Annotated in this window: 13 protein-coding genes; 6 read left to right on the top strand and 7 right to left on the bottom strand. The window is 33.6% G+C overall.

Annotated features, from left to right (window positions below):
• The first annotated feature begins 53 nt into the window (after window positions 1-53).
• A complete protein-coding gene (locus GQR98_RS05360; protein WP_159018605.1) occupies window positions 54-4,487 on the top strand; it encodes a chemotaxis protein CheB in 4,434 nt (1,477 codons plus the stop codon).
• Window positions 4,488-4,558: 71 nt separating this feature from the next.
• Here GQR98_RS05360 and GQR98_RS05355 read toward each other — a convergent pair whose 3' ends face one another.
• A complete protein-coding gene (locus tag GQR98_RS05355; protein WP_159018604.1) occupies window positions 4,559-5,851 on the bottom strand; it encodes an aminopeptidase P family protein in 1,293 nt (430 codons plus the stop codon).
• A 153-nt stretch (window positions 5,852-6,004) separates the two neighbouring features.
• On the opposite strand from GQR98_RS05355, the gene GQR98_RS05350 reads away from it, so the two are divergent.
• The 4 genes from GQR98_RS05350 to GQR98_RS05335 all read left to right on the top strand — a co-directional run bounded on the left by GQR98_RS05350 (window position 6,005) and on the right by GQR98_RS05335 (window position 11,370).
• On the top strand, window positions 6,005-7,732 hold the full coding sequence (locus tag GQR98_RS05350; RefSeq protein ID WP_159018603.1) for a T9SS type A sorting domain-containing protein: 1,728 nt from the start codon (window positions 6,005-6,007) through the stop codon (window positions 7,730-7,732).
• A 182-nt stretch (window positions 7,733-7,914) separates the two neighbouring features.
• Window positions 7,915-8,592 (top strand): succinate dehydrogenase cytochrome b subunit, encoded by a 678-nt coding sequence (locus GQR98_RS05345; protein WP_159018602.1) that lies wholly within the window; start codon window positions 7,915-7,917, stop codon window positions 8,590-8,592.
• Between the two features lie 12 nt (window positions 8,593-8,604).
• The gene (locus GQR98_RS05340) at window positions 8,605-10,617 is read left to right on the top strand and encodes a fumarate reductase/succinate dehydrogenase flavoprotein subunit (protein WP_159018601.1); all 2,013 of its coding nucleotides are present in this window, start codon (window positions 8,605-8,607) and stop codon (window positions 10,615-10,617) included.
• Between the two features lie 12 nt (window positions 10,618-10,629).
• Entirely contained in the window at window positions 10,630-11,370 is a 741-nt protein-coding gene (locus GQR98_RS05335) for a succinate dehydrogenase/fumarate reductase iron-sulfur subunit (protein ID WP_159018600.1), read from the top strand.
• 84 nt (window positions 11,371-11,454) lie between these two features.
• Here GQR98_RS05335 and GQR98_RS05330 read toward each other — a convergent pair whose 3' ends face one another.
• From GQR98_RS05330 to GQR98_RS05320, 3 genes are all read right to left on the bottom strand, one after another.
• Complete coding sequence (locus GQR98_RS05330) at window positions 11,455-11,736, bottom strand: pyrimidine/purine nucleoside phosphorylase (RefSeq protein WP_159018599.1); 282 nt, start codon at window positions 11,734-11,736, stop codon at window positions 11,455-11,457.
• Between the two features lie 85 nt (window positions 11,737-11,821).
• Window positions 11,822-14,128, bottom strand: a complete 2,307-nt coding sequence (locus GQR98_RS05325; RefSeq protein ID WP_159021092.1) for an inorganic phosphate transporter — start codon at window positions 14,126-14,128, stop codon at window positions 11,822-11,824.
• A gap of 72 nt (window positions 14,129-14,200) precedes the next feature.
• A complete protein-coding gene (locus tag GQR98_RS05320; RefSeq protein ID WP_159018598.1) occupies window positions 14,201-15,391 on the bottom strand; it encodes a porin in 1,191 nt (396 codons plus the stop codon).
• A gap of 389 nt (window positions 15,392-15,780) precedes the next feature.
• On the opposite strand from GQR98_RS05320, the gene GQR98_RS05315 reads away from it, so the two are divergent.
• Window positions 15,781-16,095 (top strand): nicotinic acid mononucleotide adenyltransferase, encoded by a 315-nt coding sequence (locus tag GQR98_RS05315; protein ID WP_159018597.1) that lies wholly within the window; start codon window positions 15,781-15,783, stop codon window positions 16,093-16,095.
• Window positions 16,096-16,168: 73 nt separating this feature from the next.
• Here the strand turns inward: GQR98_RS05315 and GQR98_RS05310 are convergent, their stop codons facing one another.
• The 3 genes from GQR98_RS05310 to GQR98_RS05300 form a co-directional block, all read right to left on the bottom strand.
• Window positions 16,169-18,184: a beta strand repeat-containing protein gene (locus GQR98_RS05310; protein ID WP_159018596.1), complete on the bottom strand. Its 2,016-nt coding sequence runs from the start codon at window positions 18,182-18,184 to the stop codon at window positions 16,169-16,171.
• 265 nt (window positions 18,185-18,449) lie between these two features.
• Window positions 18,450-21,188, bottom strand: coding sequence for a TonB-dependent receptor (locus tag GQR98_RS05305; RefSeq protein ID WP_159018595.1), 2,739 nt, complete (start codon window positions 21,186-21,188; stop codon window positions 18,450-18,452).
• Window positions 21,189-21,458: 270 nt separating this feature from the next.
• The gene (locus GQR98_RS05300; RefSeq protein ID WP_159018594.1) at window positions 21,459-21,851 is read right to left on the bottom strand and encodes a carboxypeptidase-like regulatory domain-containing protein; all 393 of its coding nucleotides are present in this window, start codon (window positions 21,849-21,851) and stop codon (window positions 21,459-21,461) included.
• Window positions 21,852-21,888 lie beyond the last annotated feature (37 nt).

Below are 21,888 nucleotides of genomic sequence, written 5' to 3'. Positions count from 1 at the left end.
GAATAGATTATTGCACTTTTTATTATATTTTAGGTGTCTAATTTCTTTTTTTGATGAAAACTAAAAATTCGGACTTGTATGTTGTTGGTATTGGTGCTTCTGCAGGTGGTTTAGATGCTATACAGACACTCTTTGATCATTTGCCAAACAATACAGGGATGGTATTTATTATTGTTCAGCATCTGTCTCCAGATTTTAAAAGTTTAATGCCTGAGTTGCTTAGCAAGCATACAGCTATGCCTATCTATACTGCAGAAGATAAGCAGGTTATAAAACCGAATTGTATTTATTTAAATGTACGAAATAAAAACCTTCATATTAAAGGTAATCAGTTGTTTCTTCTTGATAAAGGACCTAAAAATAATTTAAATTTACCGATAGATATCTTTTTCCATACTCTAGGAGAGGAGTATAAAGAAAAATCAATGGGTGTTATATTGTCTGGTACGGGCTCCGATGGCTCGAGAGGTATACATACCATAAAAGAACAAGGTGGAGCTATAGTTGTGCAAGACCCAGCTTCTGCTCAATTTGATGGTATGCCTAATTCTGCAATAACGACTAATTTAGCTGATTACATTTCGAACCCCGAAAAAATTGCTGAAATTATTAGTAAAAGTTTAATAAACAAACCATTGCTAGACTTAGAATTATATGATGAAAAATCTGATAACGCTATATTAAATAGTGTTTTTACTATTGTTTACAAGTTTTCTGGAATCGATTTTAGAGAGTATAAAAAAAACACACTCATTCGTAGGGTAGAAAAGCGAATGAATATTAATAATATTGAACATTTGTTCGATTACGTCACCTTCTTGTCTAGTAATGTAGAGGAGAAACAGGCGCTTAAAGAAGATTTTTTAATTGGTGTCACTCGGTTTTTTAGAGATACGGAAGCTTTTAGTTTGTTAAAAACTAAAGTGATACCAAAAATTTGTGAATCCAAAAATAAGGATGATGCTGTTCGAGTATGGATTGCAGGTTGTTCTACAGGAGAGGAAGTATATTCTATAGCCATTTTAATTGATGACTATATTAAAAGCAATAAGCTTAATATTGATTTTAAAATATTTGGTACAGATATAGATCCGAGAGCCTTAACGGTTGCAGGGTCTGGTATGTATAATATTAATATTGCTAATGAGATTGAAAAAAAATATTTAGATAAATATTTTTTAAAAATTGGTGATAAAATACAAATTATAAAACGTGTTAGAGAGAAAATTGTGTTTTCTAGTCATAACTTAATTAAGGATCCTCCATTTATTAGAATGGATTTAATTTCTTGCAGAAACTTACTTATTTATTTTGATAATACTATCCAGAAGAAAGTAATGCATAATTTTCAGTTTGCTTTAAACAAGTTTTCTTATTTGTTTTTGGGTAATAGTGAGTCTTTGGGTTCGGTATCAACGTATTTTAAAACTATTGATGTAAAGTGGAAAATATTTCAAAATATTTCGGAAACAAAAAAATATCCATCTCAAAATAATAGTCTTGAAAGGGTTTCTACAATTTCTTACAAGACTCCTGTCACAACAAGGCAATCTCCTAATTTTAGAGTAAAAGAAAACCCAGAACAGGTGTTTCATAAATATTTAAGTAAAAAATTTAGTCCGGCATCTATATTTGTAGATAAAAACTTTAATATACTTTTTATTAATGGAGATGCAGGAAAGCGTTTGTCTCATAGCGAAGGTGTTTTTCAAAATAATCTATTAAAAATAGTAAATGCAGATATTGCAGGACTTATCAGAAGTGGTGTTAGAAGGCTTGAAAGTGAAAAGAAAGATATTATTATCAAGGGTGTTATTAATAAAACTAAAGCAGAAAATTTTTCTTTCGATTTAAAATTTAATAAACCTAGTATTAATGATGATTTAAATGGCTGTTATTTAATCGAGTTTACGAATGATAAAGTTTTAGAGTATGAAGTTCCGGTGGTTATTAAAAATATAGATGTTGATGAGACATCTAACCAGCGTTTAGAAGATTTAGAAAACGAACTTAAAGTTGTAAAAACCGAATTGCAAAATGCTATTGAAGAACTAGAGACTAGTAACGAAGAATTACAATCTTCTAACGAAGAGCTTATGGCGTCTAACGAAGAGCTTCAAAGTACAAATGAGGAACTGCAATCTGTAAATGAGGAACTGTATACAGTAAACTCCGAAATGCAAGAGAAAAATAAAGAGCTTACAAATTTAAGTAACGATGTAACAAACTTACTCGATAACACTGAAATTGCAACTTTGTTTTTAGATACAGAATTACGTATTAGAAAATTTACGCCAGCACTTAAAGAGGTTTTTAATTTACATGAATCAGATTATGGTAGGCCGCTTTCTAGTTTTACATCTAACTTTATGGAAGACACTAGGGCAGAAATTATAGAAGATTCTAGGTTGGTTTTGGAAAAACTTATTACAATAGAAAAACAGTTAAGTGATAGAAATCGAAATAATTATTTATTTAGAGCAAGTCCGTTTGTTACTTCATCTAAAAAAATAAGCGGTATTGTTATTACATTAAATAATATTAATAAGCTTAAAGAAACCGAAAAAGAGCTTAGAACGTCTGAGCTTAGGTATAAAAGTCTTTTCGATAATTTAAACGAAGGGTTTTTACATGGTGAAATTATAACAGATAAAACGGGTAAACCTATAGACTGGATCTATATAGATGCTAATTCGGCATTTGAGAAAATAATAGGTTTAGAAAGAAAAGATTTTGTAGGCAATAGGTTAATGGATATTATGCCGTACATCCAAGATGATCCTGGAGATTGGATAGCAACCTTTGGAGAAACTGCAATTTCTGATAAAGAACAATATATAAAAGAGTATTCAACTAAAGAAGGCAAGCATTATCAGGTACATTTGTTTAGTCCGGCTAGAGGTGAGTTTGCTGCTACATTTGCAGATATTACTGAGTTGAAAAATAAAAAGGCAGAATTGCTGAAAAGTGAAGCAGAGCTTTGCCGTGCTCAAGAAATTACCCATGTTGGAAGTTGGTATTTAGATGTTGAGACAGGGAAGGTACGTTGGACAGAGGAGCTGTATAAAATATATGGTTTTGACCCTAGTTTGCCTCCGCCAGATGTTAAGTCGAGTAGTAGACTGTTTACTAAGTCTAGCTGGAAAACTGTATCAAAAGCCATTGAAGACTGTCAAACCAAAGGGGTTTCTTATGATTTAGAGTTAGAGATTGTGAAAAATGGTGGCGAAAAAGGTTGGCTTTGTATTATGGGTGAGGCTGTAAGGGATGAAAACGATAAAATTATAGCGCTTAAAGGAGCAGTACAAGATATTACGCAACATAAAACATATGAAGCTGAGCTTATTAAGGCAAGAAAAGAGGCTGAAATAGCAAGTATCCATAAAAATTATTTCTTGGCTAATATGAGTCATGAAATTAGAACACCTATGAATGGTGTTATTGGTTTTGCTGAGTTGTTAAGAAACGATGATATTACCAAGAAACAGCGATTAAAATATTTAGAGATTATTGACGGAAGCTCAAAGCAATTATTAAATTTAATTGATGATATTATTGATATTGCAAAAATAGAGTCTAACGAAATTAAAATTGTTTATAAGGATTGCCATCTGGTTAAGCTTATAAAAAATCTTGAAATAACATACAATCAATTAAAGGCGGTAAAAGGAAAAGATGATATTGTAATAAAATCTTATGTTCCAGAAGAATTAAAAAAACTGGTTATTATTACTGATGAGCAAAGATTGCAGCAAGTTATTTCTAATTTATTGAATAATGCTTTAAAATTTTCAGAAAAAGGAGAAATTTCTTTTGGTTTTACAGTTGAGGGCGATTACTTGAAATTCTTTGTAAAAGATGAAGGTATTGGTATTGATGTAAGTAAGCACGATGAGGTGTTTGAGCGTTTTAAACAGGTAAATTATGATAACAGTGCAATATATGGTGGTACAGGTTTAGGGCTTTCTATTAGCAAAGGGATTGTTACGCTTTTGGGAGGGGAAATTAAACTAACGTCAGAGTTAGGTAAGGGTACTCGATTTGATTTTACTATACCATTAAAATCAACAGCATTTAAAAAGGAAGCCAAGAAAGCTGTAGCTCCAATTAGTGAAGCGTTTTTAAAAGGTAAAACTATTTTAATTGCAGAAGATGATGCATTAATACAATTGTTGTTTAAAATTGTATTAAAAAAGACGGAGGCTGATATTCTTTTTGCAAACACCGGAAAATCGGCCGTAGATATATTTAAGGATAATCCGCATATCGATATTGTTTTGCTCGACATCAGAATGCCAGAAATGAATGGTATTGATGCGATGGAAAGGATATTAGAAATAAAACCTGAAACAAAAATTATTATGCAGACGGCTTATGTTATGCCTGATGAAAAAGAAAAATGTTATAAGAAAGGTTGTGTAGATTTTCTGTCTAAACCTGTTATTAAGGAGCAGTTATACGAAACTTTAAATAGATGGTTAAATTGATTTTTTAGATATAAAAAAAGCTGCCTTTTCGGGCAGCTTTTTTTTTGTTTGTGTTGACTTTTTTTAGTTTTTTAAGAATTCATTAGGTCTTCAATTTCATCAGCCTCTAAAGGAATATTTCTCATTAAATTAAAAGGAGATCCAGTTTTTTGGATAACAACATCATCTTCTAATCTAATGCCAAAACCCTCTTTTGGAATGTAAATAGCAGGCTCCACAGTAAATACCATGTTTTCTTGCATAGGCTCTGTTAAAATACCGTAATCGTGTGTGTCTAGTCCCATGTGGTGGCTAGTGCCATGCATAAAATGTTTTTTGTAAGCGGGCCATTCCGGATCTTCATTTTGTACATCGGCTTTATCAAGTAAGCCTAGGTTTAATAGTTCTCCTGTCATTATTTTACCAACTTCAGCATGATAAGCAGCCCAATCAGTTCCTGGTATAAGCATGTTTGTTGCTTCGTTTTTAACATTTAGCACAGCATTGTAAACGGCTTTTTGTCTGTCTGTAAAACGACCAGAAACGGGTATGGTTCTTGTCATGTCACTAGAGTAATTAGCATATTCAGCACCAACATCTAATAGAATTAAATCGCCAGCTTTGCATTGTTGGTTGTTTTCTACATAGTGAAGAACGTTTGCATTGTTTCCTGAAGCTACAATAGGTGTGTAAGCAAACTTTTTAGATCTGTTTCTTAAAAATTCGTGCATAAATTCCGCTTCAATTTCAAATTCCCAAACACCAGGTTTAACAAAATTTAAAATTCTACGAAATCCTTTTTCGGTAATATCACAAGCTTGTTGAATTAAATCTAATTCAATTGGGTCTTTTACAGAGCGTAAACGTTGTAAAATAGGGTTGCTTTTTGCTACGCTATGTGCAGGGTATTTATCTTTTAACCATTTTGAAAAACGATCTTCACGCGTTTCGGTTTCTACATTGGCACGGTAATGTTCGTTGGTGTTAATGTAAACAGTATCACATTGTGTCATGATTTCAAACATGATTTTTTCCATGTCTTGTAACCAGTAAACTGTTTTTATTCCGCTAGTTTCAAAAGCTTTTTCTTTAGTAAGTTTTTCTCCTTCCCAAATGGCAATGTGTTCGTTTGTTTCTTTTAGAAAAAGAATTTCACGGTGTTTTTCCTTTGGGCAATCTGGAAATAATACCAAAATACTTTCTTCTTGGTCAACGCCACTAAGGTAAAAAATGTCGCGATGCTGCTCAAAAGGCATAGTGCTATCGGCACTTATTGGGTAAATGTCGTTAGAGTTGAAAACAGCTAAGCTGTTACTCTTCATTTTGTTAGCGAAGTTTTTTCTGTTTTTTATAAAGAGTTTGTTGTCAATTGGATTGTATTTCATAATTCTAATCTTTTAAAAGTGAATTGTACTGCAAAAATAAAGGTTTTATTTAAAGAAAAGTTTTTAATAAAAAAACATGGTAATAAAAATGAAAAGCAGTAAATTGCGGGCTCTAATTAATTCACCCTCACACGATTATAAAAAATTGTTATTATGATTAAAAATTACACAAGGAAAATGCTTCTTTCGGCATTAATCGGTTTTTTAGGTTTAACTAGCCTTAATGCCCAAGTGATGCTACAGGAAATCCCTCTGGCACAGCAAATTGAATCTTCAAGTTTGGTTGTTGAAGGAAAAGTGATTTCAAAAGAATCTTTTTGGAACGCAGACCACACTAATATCTACACGGTAAATACTGTTGAGGTTTATAAGGTGTTTAAAGGACAACCGGCAACAACTGTTCAGGTTGTAACTAAAGGTGGTACTGTTGGTACTATGGCGCAAAAAGTATCTCCAAGTTTAAATTTAGACACAAATGATGTTGGAGTATTTACTTTAACTAGTGATACTGTTGATCATGCCAACGCATTTAGAGCTTACGCTGGTGTTCAAGGTTTTTATAAATACGATTTAAATAAAAATGTTGTAACAAATCCTTTTCATAAAATGGAAAGTGTAGAATCTGTTTACACTGAAATTTTATCTAAAACAAAATCTAATTTTTCTGAAGTTTTAGAGTTTGATGCTTTAGAGCGTGCAAATAAGGCTGCAAAAAGCGCAAAAGTTTTAGCACCAAGCAGTATTACATATTCTCCAGGTGAGATTAGTGCAGGTACTGAAAGTGTTTTAACGATTGCAGGAACAGGTTTTGGTGCTGTAAAGGGTGACGTTGGCTTTGCAAATTCTAGCGATGGAGGAGTATCTACTACTTATGCTCTTAGCTCGCAGGTTTTAAGTTGGACGGATACTTTAATTACTGTTGAAGTGCCATCTTTGGCAGGAACAGGAGTTGTAACAGTTGTTGATGCTAATGGTGATTTCTCTACTTCGGAAGATGTTTTAACAGTGTCTTTTGCATTGTTAAATAATAATAATTCAGGACAGGCATATCTAGCTCAGCACTATGGAGATAATGGAAATGGTGGTTTTACATGGAGTCAGAATTCAAGTTTTTCTGCAAACACAGCGGCAGCAGCAGCTTTTTTGAGAGCGTTAGATACTTGGCGTAATGAAACTAAAATAAACTGGATGTTAGGAGAGGATACTTCTGAAACTAATTCGGGGATAGATAACTTAAACCTTATTGGGTTTAGTGCTACTTTACCTGAAGGTTATTTAGGAGAAACTATAGTGTATTACGATAGTTGTAATAGTGCTGATTGGGTTGTGGCTGAGGTTGATATTTTGTTTACTAGTGAAGAAAACTGGGACTATGGTCCAAATTTACCTTTTTTCGATATTGATTTTGAAAGTGTTGCATTACACGAATTGGGGCATGCGCATTTGTTGGATCATGTTATAGATAGTGAGGATCTTATGGATTTTGATATCGGTCCAGGACAAGTTACAAGAACTTTGTCAAGCACTAATAAAGAAGCTGGAGATATTATTGTTGCCAAGAGTACAACAAACTCTGTTTGTGATTATCAATTAATGACATTGTATTCTGGGCAATTAAGCGTAGAAGAAGATGTTTTAGAGAGTGGTATTGATTTATATCCAAACCCTGCTAATGAGGCGTTCTTTCTTAAAAAAGCATCATCAATTAATTTAGAGTCTGTAGTGATTTACGATGTAAATGGACGTTTAATATCTAAACACGATGCTTCGAACACTTCGGGAGTGCAATCCATAAGTTTATCAGGTATTTCTAAAGGACTTTATTTTGTAAATATTAATTCCGATTTAGCTACAATTACTAAAAAGCTTATCGTGAAATAAAGAAATCTTTTAAAAAGATTTATAGATGTAATTAGCTCATCTTATGTTTTCTGGTTTACGGAAAATATAAGATGAGTTTTTTAATTATAATCATTCTAAATACAAAATAAAATACCGTTTAAAACTTGTTAAAAATAGGCTTGCTCACTACCTTTGTAAGACTATAAACTAATTTTAAAATAATGAGCGGATTTTTTAAATCTTCAATAGGAAGAAAAGTTGCTATGGCACTTTCTGCATTCTTCCTCATGTTTTTCTTGTTACAACATTTTGCAATTAATATGCTATCGGTATTTAGCCCAGACACTTTTAACGAGGTGTCACACTTTATGGGAACAAATCCTTTAATACAATTTGCATTGCAACCTGTTTTAATTTTTGGAGTTGTATTTCATTTTATTATGGGATTCATTTTAGAACTTAAAAACAAAAAAGCAAATGGCGTTAATTACGCTAAAAATAATGGTGCTGCTAATTCTTCTTGGATGAGCAGAAACATGATTTGGAGTGGTGTAGCCATTTTAGCATTTGTTGTATTACATTTTATCGATTTTTGGTTTCCAGAAATTAACACAAAATTTATTCAAGGCGATTGGTCAGGAACCATGGATGGTGTTGAAGGTTTTCGTTATTACGACGAGCTTGTTCACAAATTCTCAAACCCTGCTCGTGTAGTAGCCTATGTAATTGCTTTTGTGTTTTTAGCACTGCATTTAATGCACGGCTTCACTTCTGCTTTCCAATCTATGGGGTCTACAGCAGGAAGAAAACAAACATTACAAAATATTGGTAAAGCCTATTCTATTATTATCCCGTTAGGATTTGTTGTTATTGCGCTTTATCATTTTTTTAACCATTAATCTTATAATACTATGGCTTTAGATTCAAGAGTACCAAAAGGTCCAATTAAAGATAAATGGACAGATTATAAAAACAAAATAAACTTAGTAAATCCAGCAAACAAACGTCATATCGATGTTATTGTAGTTGGTACAGGTTTAGCAGGAGGTTCTGCCGCTGCTACCTTAGCTGAGTTAGGATATAATGTAAAAGCATTTGCTTATCAAGATTCACCTAGACGTGCGCACTCAATTGCTGCACAAGGTGGAATTAATGCTGCTAAAAATTACCAAGGAGATGGTGATTCTACATATAGATTATTTTACGATACTGTAAAAGGTGGCGATTATCGTTCACGTGAAGCAAACGTATATCGTTTAGCAGAGGTATCTTCAAATATTATTGACCAATGTGTGGCACAAGGAGTTCCTTTTGCTCGTGATTATGGTGGTCTTTTAGATAACCGTTCATTCGGTGGTGTACTAGTTTCTAGAACATTTTATGCTAAAGGTCAAACAGGTCAACAATTATTATTAGGAGCTTATTCAGCAATGAACCGTCAAATTGCTCGTGGAAAGATTGAAATGTTCAATCGTCACGAAATGCTTGATGTTGTAAAAGTTGATGGAAAAGCAAGAGGTATTATAGCAAGAAACTTGATAACTGGTGAAATAGAACGTCATTCAGCTCACGCTGTTGTTGTTGCAACTGGAGGTTACGGAAACGTATACTTTTTATCAACTAATGCCATGGGTAGTAATGTTACTGCAGCATGGAAAATACATAAAAAAGGAGCATTTTTTGCTAACCCTTGTTATACTCAAATTCACCCAACGTGTATTCCTCGTTCAGGAGATTATCAGTCTAAATTAACATTGATGTCTGAGTCTTTACGTAATGATGGTCGTATTTGGGTTCCAAAGAATATGGAAGACGTTATGGCAATTCGTGAAGGTCGTAAAAAACCAACCGATTTGTCTGAAGATGAAAGAGATTACTACTTAGAAAGACGTTATCCTGCATTTGGTAACTTAGTTCCACGTGATGTTGCATCTAGAGCAGCAAAAGAACGTTGTGATGCTGGTTACGGAGTAAATGCTACAGGAGAAGCTGTTTATTTAGATTTTGCTGCTGCTTTTGAACGTTACGGGACAGAGCAAGCTAAAATTCATAATATAACGAATCCTTCAAAAGAGAAAATTAAAGCATTAGGTCAAGAGATTGTAAAGGCTAAATACGGAAACTTATTCCAGATGTATGAGAAAATCATAGATCAAAACCCTTACGAAACTCCTATGATGATTTATCCGGCTGTTCATTACACAATGGGAGGTGTTTGGGTAGATTATAACTTAATGACTACTGTTCCTGGATTGTATTGTATTGGTGAAGCTAATTTCTCTGATCACGGTGCAAATAGGTTAGGAGCTTCTGCTTTAATGCAAGGTTTAGCTGATGGTTACTTTGTGTTGCCTTATACTATTGGTGATTATTTAGCTGATGATATTAGAACTGGGCCAATTTCAACAGATTCAAAAGAATTTGAAGAAGCTGAAAAAGAAGTAAAAGATAAGATAGAGTTCTTTGTAAATAATAAAGGAACAAAATCTGTAGATTACTTCCACAAAAAACTTGGAAAAGTAATGTGGGATAAATGTGGAATGTCTAGAAACGCTCAAGGCTTAAAAGAAGCAATGGTTGAAATTAAAGCCATTCGTGAAGAGTTTTGGAAAGAAGTATCTGTTCCTGGGTCATCAAATGAGATGAATCCTGAGCTTGAAAAAGCGGGACGTGTTGCCGATTTCTTAGAGCTTGGTGAGTTATTTGCTAAAGATGCTTTAGTAAGAGAAGAATCTTGTGGTGGTCACTTTAGAGAAGAGTCTGCTGAGTTAGATGGTCCGCAAAAAGGAGAAGCAAAACGTAACGATAAAGACTTTGCTTTTGTTTCTGCATGGGAATTTAAAGGAGAGCCTGGCGATGCGGTTTTACACAAAGAAGAATTAGAATTTAAAGATATTGAACTAAAACAACGTTCATACAAATAATAAAAAGACATTATGAATTTAACACTTAAAATTTGGAGACAAAAAGACTCAAGTTCAAAGGGGCAAATGGTTGATTATAAAGTGACTGATATTTCAGAACACATGTCTTTTTTGGAAATGATGGATGTTTTGAATGAGCAATTAGTAAATGCTGGAGAAGAGCCTGTGGCTTTCGATCACGATTGTCGTGAGGGTATTTGCGGTATGTGTTCTATGTATATTAACGGTGAGGCTCATGGGCCAGATCGTGGTATTACTACTTGTCAGTTACATATGCGTATGTTTAAAGATGGCGATACTATTACTATCGAACCATTTAGAGCTGCTGCATTTCCTGTAATAAAGGATTTAGTTGTAGATAGAACATCTTTTGAGCGTATTCAACAAGCAGGTGGGTTTATTTCGGTAAACACTTCTGGTAATACGCAAGATGCTAACTCGTTACCTATTTCTAAAATTGCTGCAGATGAGGCTATGGATGCTGCAACTTGTATTGGTTGTGGTGCTTGTGTTGCAACTTGTAAAAACTCGTCTGCCATGCTATTTGTTGGTGCAAAAGTATCTCAGTATGCATTGTTACCTCAAGGTCGTGTAGAAGCTACAGAGCGTGTTCAAAACATGGTAGCGCAAATGGATTTGGAAGGTTTTGGAAACTGTACAAATACAGGTGCTTGTGAAGTAGAATGTCCTAAAGGAATTTCATTAGACAATATAGCTAGAATGAATAGAGAGCTTATGAAAGCTTCTGTATAACTTCAAGATAATAATACTTATAAAAAAAGCTTATATCAATTAGATATAAGCTTTTTTTTATGACTTAAATTTTCGTTTTAGATATTAAGCGTATTGACATAAATATGATGTTTGCTCACTTACTTTTACTTGAAATTTTTGATTAGCATCAATTGTGTAAGCTTCGCCAGCTTTATAAGTTACCCATTCTGTTGCGTTTGGTAATTTAACCGTCATTGCGCCTTCTATAACCGTCATCGTTTCATGTTCTGATGTACCGAACTCGTAAGTTCCTGCTTCCATAACCCCAATAGTAGATTTTCCTGTTGCAGATTTGTAGCCTATAGATTTAACGTTGCCATCAAAATATTCGTTTGTAGATATCATTTACTTTAAATTTTTCAATTAGTTACAAAAATAAAAAAGCACCTATAAAATATAGGTGCTTTTTGTATATAATTTGAGAATGAAATTATTCTTCTTCTTCGTTATTAGAAATTGTAGCTGGTTTAACCGAAGCATCATGCGCATTGTGGTATTCTTCCAATAGGCTCATAGTTGCTTTAAGTAAATCTTTAGTTTCTAGTAACACACCAAAATAAAGGGTTGTGTTTTTTGGACTAGATTCTTCAGTACGTGTTCTTTCAACTTGTTTCTGTATTTTTTCAGATAGTATATTAAATACGTCTTCTTTTCTTCTTAAAATCTTCCCTATTTCTTCAAAAGAGCGAGAATCGAAAGCTAATTTCATATCATGAAACAAAGCTTCTACAGAGGCATCAACTTCTTTCAACTCTTTAATTTGGTTGAATTTAAGTTTTTTGTGGTTGTTGTTAATATGCTTATAACTTACTTTAGAAATATATTCTAAAGACTGTGCCATATCTTGCAAGTAACCCAAAATATTGATGTAGAAGTTACTGGCTCCAACACTAGATTCATCTAAATTTTTAATAAAGTAGAAAATATTGTTACGTAAATCCTCTAATTCTATAGATAGTTTATTAACCTGTTTTTGGTTCTTTTTAAGCGATACTAAATCTTGTTTAGCTAAACCGTTTATAGCATTTGTATATATCTTATTTCCACGTTTAACCACGTTAGCTATATTGCTAGCGCTTTCATGAATTACGCCTTGTACCGAGCTGCTTTCAGCTTTTATCAAACTATCTTCAGCTTTTACTTCTTTAGATTTTTTACTATGAACAATAGAACTTCTAATAAGTAAAGCAAAGGCAGTTACTAATAAAATTGGGAACATTACTGTAATGTTCAGGTTTAGTAAGTAAGCTACTAAAGCGGCAGCAGTAAATGCACTGAAGGCTGTAAAGAACCAACCACCGATAACGTTTATAACTCCTGCAACACGATAAACAGCGCTTTCTGCGCCCCAAGCTCTATCTGCAAGAGAAGAACCCATGGCTACCATAAAAGTAACGTATGTTGTAGAAAGTGGTAATTTGTAAGATGTTGCTATAGATATTAAAACCGCAGCAATCATTAAGTTTACAGCTGCTCGAACTAAATCGAAAGCGGGTAATTCTAAAGATTTATTTTTTGATATCGCAATTACTGGCACTTCAAATTGTTTGTCAATTTTTGCTTGCCAGCTATTTGGTAAAATGTAAGCTGTAAATTGAGATATTAAAACAGCAAATCTAACAAAACCACGAGATAAAAAGTTAGGTTGAAAACGCTCTTTTGTTTCGCTTTGGCTTGCTAAATCTAATGATGTTTTTACAACACCTTTTGCTTTCGATGAAAACCAAAGTGTTAAAACCATAATCATCCCTGCTCCAAAAAGTAACCAGTTATTGGTTGGTACTTTTTCGGCTAAAACCGTCATAGGGAACTCATAAGCAGGAACTCCAGATGCCGACCAGGCTAAAAACGCATTGTAAGCTGCAACCGGTACACCAATAAAGTTTACTAAATCGTTACCCGCAAAAGCCAATGCTAATGCAAAGGTACCTACTAGAATAATAAGTTTGTAAATGTTTGTTTTAGCAAATACAATTAGTGCAAGTGATAATAAAGACCATATAATAAAACTTACTACTACAATAGCAAATACTTTAGTTTCTAAAAAGTGAGACATCGTGCCACCTCCTAAAATATCGAAAGATTCTTTCGCGTATGATGTGCCTTTTAACCCTTTCATGAAAATGAAATAAGTAATAGAAGTTAAAGCAAACCCACCAAATAAAGCTCCAACCCATGGTGCTTTGTTCTCAAAGTTATATGATAATAATAAACGAGAAACCCACTGTACAAAAGCACCAACGGAGAATGCGACGACCACTGAGAGCAATATTCCAAATATAATTTGGGTGGCCTTAGAAGTGTTTATGTAATTAATAACGTCACCAAAATCTCCTCCATCATGCCCGATTTTTATTAAGGCAATCGCAACCGCAGCACCTAATAATTCGAATACAATAGAAACTGTTGTAGATGTTGGCATACCCACGGAGTTAAAGAAATCTAGCAATAGAATATCCGTAATCATAACCGCCATAAAGATGATCATGATTTCATTAAACATAAATTCGCTCGGGTTAAAAATTCCTTTACGTGCAACTTCCATCATTCCGCTAGAGAAAACAGCCCCAACCGCAACACCAACACTGGCAACGATCATGATTGTTTTAAAAGAAATGGCCTTTGAGCCAATAGCTGAATTTAGAAAGTTTACTGCATCATTACTAACGCCAACTACCAAATCTGCAATTGCAAGAATGGCTAAGGCGATAATCATGTACAAATAAATATTATCCATAGTGTCTGGTTGAAATAAGGTTGCAAATATCATGACAATATAATTTTGGTGTGTTATGTAAATGTTATTTCTTTAAAAGTGTATATCGCATTGTAAGCGATACATTATTTTGTTATTCTCGTTTGTGACATCTAAATAACTCAAATCGGTTTGAATTTTTAATTTATGTCCTACAATATATTTAGAAAGCCCAAGCGTGTATTGGTTTTCGGCGTTTACATTGGTAATGTTTTTGTCTAAGGTTACGTTGGTGTAACGTCCAGAAACTTCCCAGTTACTCTTTAATAAATATCCGGTTTGTAAGTTCAAAGCATCGCCTACTTGTACAATATCACCTGTTAAAGTACCATCTGAGTTTGTAGCAAATGGATCATCAGCAGTTCTGTCGGCATATTCGGCCATAAAAGAGAATCCTTTATATTTAAACATGGCATCCATAAACAATGTTGTAATGTTTGTTTCAAAAAAGCCAGTATCGGTTTCCATGTAAGCGCCTTGGTTGCTTCTTGTTTTTACAGCATTGTTGTTGTAATCGTAACTTGCACCTAGCGCTAGTTTTGGAGTTGCTTCTCTTTTTAAATCGGAGCCTTTGTAATCGCCATCACCAGCAAAGTTTCCGAAAGGTAACAACTCTAAACGACCAGTATATTGGTGCCCGCCTAAGTTACCCGTGGTTACGTTTCTACCTTCACCTTGAGCCATCGAGAATATCTCTCTCACTACAAAGTTTTTATTAAGGTTAAAATGATGTCTTAATTGAAACCCAAAATCGCGATCAATATTAAATCGACTGTTTAATAACGATCGGTTTACTTGTTGCATATTTGCTGAAGAAATAACGCGTTCTCTGTTTCCTGGAAGTTTAGTCTGTCCGACCCAAAGCTCGAAATTTTCGTAAAAATTCCACATTAAAACCGCATCTAAGATATATCGAGGTGCGTTGCTTGTATATTCTGAAGCTCCAGCTAAATCCCTGTTAGCTAGTCCTAGTTCAATTTTGTACTTTAGTTTTGGGCTGTAAGCATAACCGTTGAATTTTAGCCGTGATCTCCTTATTAAGAAATTAGCTTCATTTTTACTGTCGTCTTCCCATGTTGAAGCTGCTAAGAATTGTACACGTAAGCCAACCTTCATGGTCCACGAGCTATCTTTACCAACGATGTTGAAAAGGCCGTTGCCAAATTTTCCTGATTTAATCTCTTGAGCCTGAGTATAGTTTGCGGCAAAAAGGATTAAACTTAGCAGGATAAGTTTAAGTTTCATTATTCAGTATTAGTTTTTGTCACTGCAAATAACTAACACCAATGTTAACTTAATGTTTCCTTATTATTAATTTTTTAAATAAAAAAGACCGCCTTACGTTAAGGCGGTCTCATTAGAAATCATTATAATGTAGTCGACAAAAACTAATAGATTAAATGAATTGCTAATAAACTGTCCGAGGACAAGCACAAATATCTCTTATTAAGTTAATTTTAATGTAACCCCAATATTAAGGAATTATTAATAATGAGGTTGTATTTTAAAATATTAAAACATTGAAAAACAAATAATTATGAGTTTAATGTTAATTTAATGTTATGTAAATGTTGCGTGAATGTAAAATATTTTATATATTTGTGTAGGACGTATTAACAATAACCCCATACAACATGAAAAATATATTAATTATCGCAATAGCATTGTTTACATCAATGACTTTTGCTCAAAAAGAAAAATCGTTAACTTTAAATAAAGAAACTAACCAAATCGATGCTGTTTATTACCATAATAATGGTGAAGTAAGCCAAACGGGTGCCTTTACTGCAGATGGTAAATTAGATGGTAAATGGATTAGCTTTGATGAAGCTGGAGAGAAAACTACTGTAGCTTATTACAAAGAAGGTAAAAAAGTTGGTAAATGGATTCACTTTATCGACGGAGAGAAAAAAGTAGTGAACTACGAAAATAATGTAGCTTCATTATAATTTATTATAGTAAAGTATAAAACAAAAAAAGCATCCTAATTAGGATGCTTTTTTATTATATGTTGTTTACCTTTTATAGGCTAGCATTTTTCCAAGTCCAAGTAGAGATGTCTACTTGAGTTCCTGTGTTGTATGCGTCTGTTGTTGTTGCAGCAGCACCTTCGATAATTACGTTAGCTAATGGACCATCATCTTTCATGTCGATGTTAGTATCATATCCGCTTAAGTAAAGGTCTGTAATAGTTGCACCAGAAGTCTTTTTGAATTGTAAAGCAGTTCCGCCTACAGTAGAAATAGCTGTAACATTTACAAATTTAGGATTTCCGTTATCTTTATCTCCTTCAAAAGCTGTAGAGAATCCTTCAACAGTATTCGAAATATATGTGTTTGTTACAGTTCCGTTCCATCCTTCAGTCCAATCAACAGCATCATCACTATTGTTTTCTAAGTAGATGTTAGTTACAGAAACAGTACCACCAAAGAACTCAATACCATCATCATCACCGTTAATTACAGAGATGTTTTCTAAAGTAGTTCCTGTACCTACAGCGTATAACGAAACACCATTGTATTGAGACTCCGAGTTAATTTGTGCTCCAGTTCCTTTAAGAACTAAATAAGTTACAGAACCAGAGTTATCAGCATCATTAGTTCCACCGTAAATAAATCCACCAACTTCGGCAGTTGCATCAACACCAGCAGTAGTTGTTGCATTACCACAAATTGTTAAACCTCCCCAATCTCCAGGACTTGCAGATGCAGAAGAAATAACAACAGGATTAGTAGCTGTACCTTGGATGTCTATTTGTCCACCTTGTAATACAGCGATGTAAACTCCTGTTCCACCATCTCTAGCAGTAATTTTTGTTCCAGCAGGAATTGTTAATTTTCCACCATCTTGAACGATGTAAGAAGAGTTAAGTACGTAAGCTATAGAGGCATCTAAAGTTACATCACCAGTTACAGCACCTTGAAGTAAGCTACTTTCAAAAGAAATATCTGTATCTACCCAATCAAAATCAGAAAGATCAACAGTAGCTACTACAGAAGTATTTAATGCAAATGTGTAAACACTTTCATCTACATCCGTAGTACTTGCATCATCTTCTACCATAGCAACAGGTGTGTACCCGTCTGAGAAAATCACGTTTGAAGTTGTACCACCATCTTTCATATCTAAATCAACATCGTAACCAACTAAAGACAATCCAGATATTGTTCCTCCAGAAGTTTTCTTAAATTGTAATGCAGTACCTCCAACAGTTGATACAGCTGTAATGTTATTAAATTCAGGGTTACCGTTATCTTTATCGCCTTCAAAAACAGTAGAGAAACCAGCAACAGTGTTAGAGATGTAAGCATTAGTAATACTACCGTTCCAACCTTCAGTCCAGTCAATAGAATCATCACTATTGTTTTCTAAGTATAAGTTGGTTACTTCAACAGTTCCACCGAAGAATTCAACACCATCATCATCACCGTTAATAACGGCAACGTTATCTACTAATGTTCCAGAACCTACAGCGTAAAAAGAAACACCATTGTATTGAGATTCTGAGTTAATTTGAGCACCAGTACCAGAAATTTGTAAATATCTAATAATACCTGAGCTATCAGAATCATCAGTACCACCATAAATAAACCCACCAACTTCAGCAGTAGCATCTACACCAGCAGTAGTTGTTGCTTTACCACATAATGTTAATCCGCCCCAATCGCCAGGGTTACCATCTGCAGAAGACATAATTACCGGGTTTCCCGCAGATCCGTTAATGTTTATTGTTCCTCCCATTAATGTTGCGATGTAAACATCTGTTCCACCATTATCAGCAAGAATTTTTGTTCCAGCAGGGATATTTAATGTTGCTCCATCGTCGATAATAAATTGCCCAGTTAAGCTATACGTTGTAGTTGAAGATAATGTGTAATCTTCAGTTAAGGTACCGTCTAAAATACCTGCGTCTAGGTTCTCCATAACTTCTGTTGTACCGCCAGTTATTGGTTCTGGATCGTCAGAATCACAACTCGTTAAAGTAATAGCACCAAAGGCCATTGAGATGCTAAGTAGTTTTACAAATAAATTTTTCATTTTTATTTTTAATTTTGGTTTATTGTGTATGTTTATTCTGCAAATTAAGTGGATTTATGTTGCTTACTGTTTAATTAAATATTAAGCATAAGTTACCTTTAACTCGCTAAATATGTACTTATGTTAAGCGAGTGTTAATAGTTAATTGTAACTTAAGAAGAGTATATAAACAAACAAACCTCAATACATTGTATTGAGGTTTGTTTTTATAATTTTAAAACCATTTTACAGGTTTAGAAGGTTTTAAATAGATTCTCGTTTAGAATTAAAAATCGTATTTTAAGCTTAGGTTTAATTGAGCTCCTTTTTTATAAGAAAGAACCACTTCGTCAGTTTCAACACTTGTATTAATATTTCTTACTAATTGCGTTTGTTGAATATCTGGGTTTAGTAAGTTTCTACCAACTAATTTAATTTGTAATTTTTCAGTTAGCATTTTACTTACAACGAAATCTAGAGTAAAAAATCCTTTTTCAATAATTTCATCATTGTAAAGTACGGCACTATTACTAAAATCTTCTGGCGATCCTAAAGCGAATACTTTATCTGAAGAGTAGTTTCCTGTTAATGTAGCATTAAACTCTTTTTCTGTTTTACTGTTATAGCTTAAAGAACTGTTTAAGATTAAATCTGAAGCACCTTGTAAATCAGATTCTGTGATGCCTTTGTATTGAAAATCTTCTAATAAATCTTGATTAAACCACATTTTAGTAATGTTGGTATTAAAATCTAAAAGACTTTCTTCATCTTCATTTTTAAGAAGTTCAATTCTTGTTTCAAATTCAAAACCAAAAATATTAGCGTTGTCTCCTGTGTTCGCATATTCAAATATACCTGAAGAACCTCTAGTTTGTGCTAAGTTAATTGGGTTTTTAATGTCTTTGTAAAATGCTGTAGCAGAAATTAATTGTCCTTTTGAAGGGAAAAATTCGTATTTGAAATCAACATTAAAAACATCCGATTTTTCTAAATCTGGATCACCTCTTGTTACACGACCTGTTGGTGATACATATTCGAAAGGAGCCAATTCTTTAAATTCTGGTAAGGTTTGCGTTAAACTAGAAGCAAAACGAATAGAGTGTTTATCGTTTAAGTCGTATTTTAAGTTTAAACTTGGGTATAATTTAGAGTATTCTTTTTTAATAGAACCAACACGACCAACGTAGTTGGCAACATCCCAAAGTACATTGATTTCATCACGCTCAAAACGTACACCAGCATTACCTGAAAGTTTTTCACCTAAATGGAAATCTAAATTTGCATAACCAGCCATAGCATTTAAATCGGCATCGTATCTATCGGCTTCTCTTTCTCTTAAAACTAAGCCGTTTTCAAAATTTTCTGTAGTAAACGTTTCAGAAAACTGATCTACAGATGGTACTTGAAAACCTCTTGCTCTAACGCCAATAAACAATGAGCTAAATACTCTGTCTTTTTGACGGAAGTTTGCACCGAAGTTTAATTTAAATGGGTGGTTATCATCTTCATCTAACGTTCCAAAAGAAATGGCGTCGTTAATATAGGCGTTGTATTCTGTATCCTCAATTTTCTGGTTAGACTTTCTTTGTTGAAAATCACCAACGTGAGCATATTGCACCGTGTTTTCATCTAAAATATTAGCCTCATTTCTAACTCTATTAGGTTCTTGTGCTAATACGTAGTTGTAACCAGCAGCCCAAGTTAGTTTGTTGTTTTCTTTAATTTGGTGAGAACCTTCAATTTGGTTTACTAATAAAATAGTTTGTTTAAAGTTTTGGTCTCTTACAAAAGCGCCATCTTCTTGTGGATCTTGATCAAAAACATAACCTTCACCATTTCTACCTTGCTCGTAAACATTATCATTACTTGTATTAACAGATAAGCTGCTAATTTTAAGTCTATGGTCATCATTTAGTTTTAATCCTAAATTAACATAACCTGTTGTGTTTGTTTTAGTAGTAAAAGATTCGGTGTCTGTAAATTCATTATCTAAGATATTCGATCTGTAACTTCTAAAAAGACCTTCTTGGTATTCTGAAGATTTAGAGTGAGAACCCGCAACAAATACTTTAAGTTCTTTTCCAAATACTTCAAATTTTTGACCACCAGAAAGTGAAATTCCGTAATTTCCAGTACTTTTTTGTTTAAGTGGGTCCCAACTTTGTCTTGTAATTAAATCTACAAGTGCGTATTCTTTTTTATGAAATCCTAAAGTCGCATCTTCTGTGGCAACACTTCTTTTAAAACCGCCGTCTAAACCTAATACATTGGTGTTGTAACCAGAGCTTAAACTAACAGAAGCTCCTTTTTTAGAATATCCTTTTGAAGTAATATCAACATTACCCGAAGTTTGGTCTGCGTAGCTAGACGTAGAATATGTTTTGCTGATTCCAACATTTTCAATAATGTTAGTTGAAAACAAGTTAAGGTTTATGTTTTTGTTGTTTACATCATCAGAAGGTATTGGTAAACCGTTCATGGTTGTAGATAAGTATCTGTCACCTAGACCTCTAATGTAAATATCTCCAGAACCTTCACTTTTAGAAACTCCTGCTATTTTAGTAGTTGCAACAGCAGCATCAGAAACACCAATTTTAGATAAGCGTTCTGCTCCAATACTTTCTTTTATTACAACGGCTTTTTTCTGTTCTAATAACAGTGCTGTTTCACTTGCTCTTCGTGTTGTAGTTGTAATAACAACTTCGTCTAAAGAGGCAGCACTTGCACTCATTACTACATTAAGTTTTAGTTCTTGTCCTGCAACTACAGTAACAGGTATTTCTTGAGTTTCGTACCCAACAAAACTTACTATTATGGTATAAGCTTTGGCTTCTAAATTGTTTAAAGCATAAAAACCATCAAAGTCCGATGTTGTACCTGTGGTTGTCCCTTTAATAATTACATTGGCAAATGCTAAAGGTTCGTTGTTGTACTCCTTATCTGTTAGCTTTCCTACTATAGATCCTGTCTGAGCAAAAGAAAACGCAGTTATTAAAAGCGTAAGTACTAGTATTAATTTTTTCATTATTATAATCTATTTTTTTGTCGTTGCAAAGAAACCAACGGTTTAAAAACTAAACGTTACCTATGGATTAAATAACTGTAATAAAAGTGTTAGATAAATGTTAATTGAAAAGCCGTATTCTTTAATATCGTTTACATTCAGTTAACATTAAAAAATACGTTTGTAAAGAGAGTAGTAAAATAAGTCTTGTTTAATAATTTAGAATTACCCATAAAAAAAACAGCATCCGTTAAACGAAGGCTGTTTTTTTTATATAGTGAGTAAAACGTTTTAGTTACTAGCAGTAGTAATTGTAGCCGTTTCATTTTTGTCCGAGCTTGCTAAGGTTAGCATTAAAGCATCTAAAGATAAACTGTTAGCGCCTAGCGATTCTTTAATTTGTGTAGTACGGTTAGCAGCGACGTTAACTTCTATAGTTTTAGTTTCGTAACCCACGAAGCTTAGTGATACGGTATATGTGCCAGGGTTTAAGCCTTTAAGTGTAAAATTACCTTCTTGATCCGATATTGTTTTATCTCCCGTTTCTTTAATAGATACGCGAGCCATTTCTAAAGGAGTATTGTTAGCCTCTAAGTCTAGCACGTTACCTGTAATAGTTGCACCATCTTGAGCGAACATAGTGGCCGATGATAAAAAAGCGAATATTAAAAAAAGATGTTTCATTAATTATTTTGATAAATATATTTTGCTCTGCAAAATA

Origin of the sequence: Algibacter sp. L3A6, from assembly GCF_009796825.1 — a bacterium.
Taxonomy (GTDB): domain Bacteria; phylum Bacteroidota; class Bacteroidia; order Flavobacteriales; family Flavobacteriaceae; genus Algibacter.
This window is presented reverse-complemented; position numbering and strand designations above follow the sequence as displayed.

Coding starts and splice junctions, on each gene's coding strand:
- GQR98_RS05350 (WP_159018603.1), top strand. CDS start 6,005: ATGATTAAAAATTACACAAGGAAAATGCTTCTTTCGGCATTAATCGGT.
- GQR98_RS05330 (WP_159018599.1), bottom strand. CDS start 11,736: ATGATATCTACAAACGAATATTTTGATGGCAACGTTAAATCTATAGGC.
- GQR98_RS05360 (WP_159018605.1), top strand. CDS start 54: ATGAAAACTAAAAATTCGGACTTGTATGTTGTTGGTATTGGTGCTTCT.
- GQR98_RS05340 (WP_159018601.1), top strand. CDS start 8,605: ATGGCTTTAGATTCAAGAGTACCAAAAGGTCCAATTAAAGATAAATGG.
- GQR98_RS05355 (WP_159018604.1), bottom strand. CDS start 5,851: ATGAAATACAATCCAATTGACAACAAACTCTTTATAAAAAACAGAAAA.
- GQR98_RS05335 (WP_159018600.1), top strand. CDS start 10,630: ATGAATTTAACACTTAAAATTTGGAGACAAAAAGACTCAAGTTCAAAG.
- GQR98_RS05310 (WP_159018596.1), bottom strand. CDS start 18,184: ATGAAAAATTTATTTGTAAAACTACTTAGCATCTCAATGGCCTTTGGT.
- GQR98_RS05300 (WP_159018594.1), bottom strand. CDS start 21,851: ATGAAACATCTTTTTTTAATATTCGCTTTTTTATCATCGGCCACTATG.
- GQR98_RS05315 (WP_159018597.1), top strand. CDS start 15,781: ATGAAAAATATATTAATTATCGCAATAGCATTGTTTACATCAATGACT.
- GQR98_RS05345 (WP_159018602.1), top strand. CDS start 7,915: ATGAGCGGATTTTTTAAATCTTCAATAGGAAGAAAAGTTGCTATGGCA.
- GQR98_RS05320 (WP_159018598.1), bottom strand. CDS start 15,391: ATGAAACTTAAACTTATCCTGCTAAGTTTAATCCTTTTTGCCGCAAAC.
- GQR98_RS05325 (WP_159021092.1), bottom strand. CDS start 14,128: ATGGATAATATTTATTTGTACATGATTATCGCCTTAGCCATTCTTGCA.
- GQR98_RS05305 (WP_159018595.1), bottom strand. CDS start 21,188: ATGAAAAAATTAATACTAGTACTTACGCTTTTAATAACTGCGTTTTCT.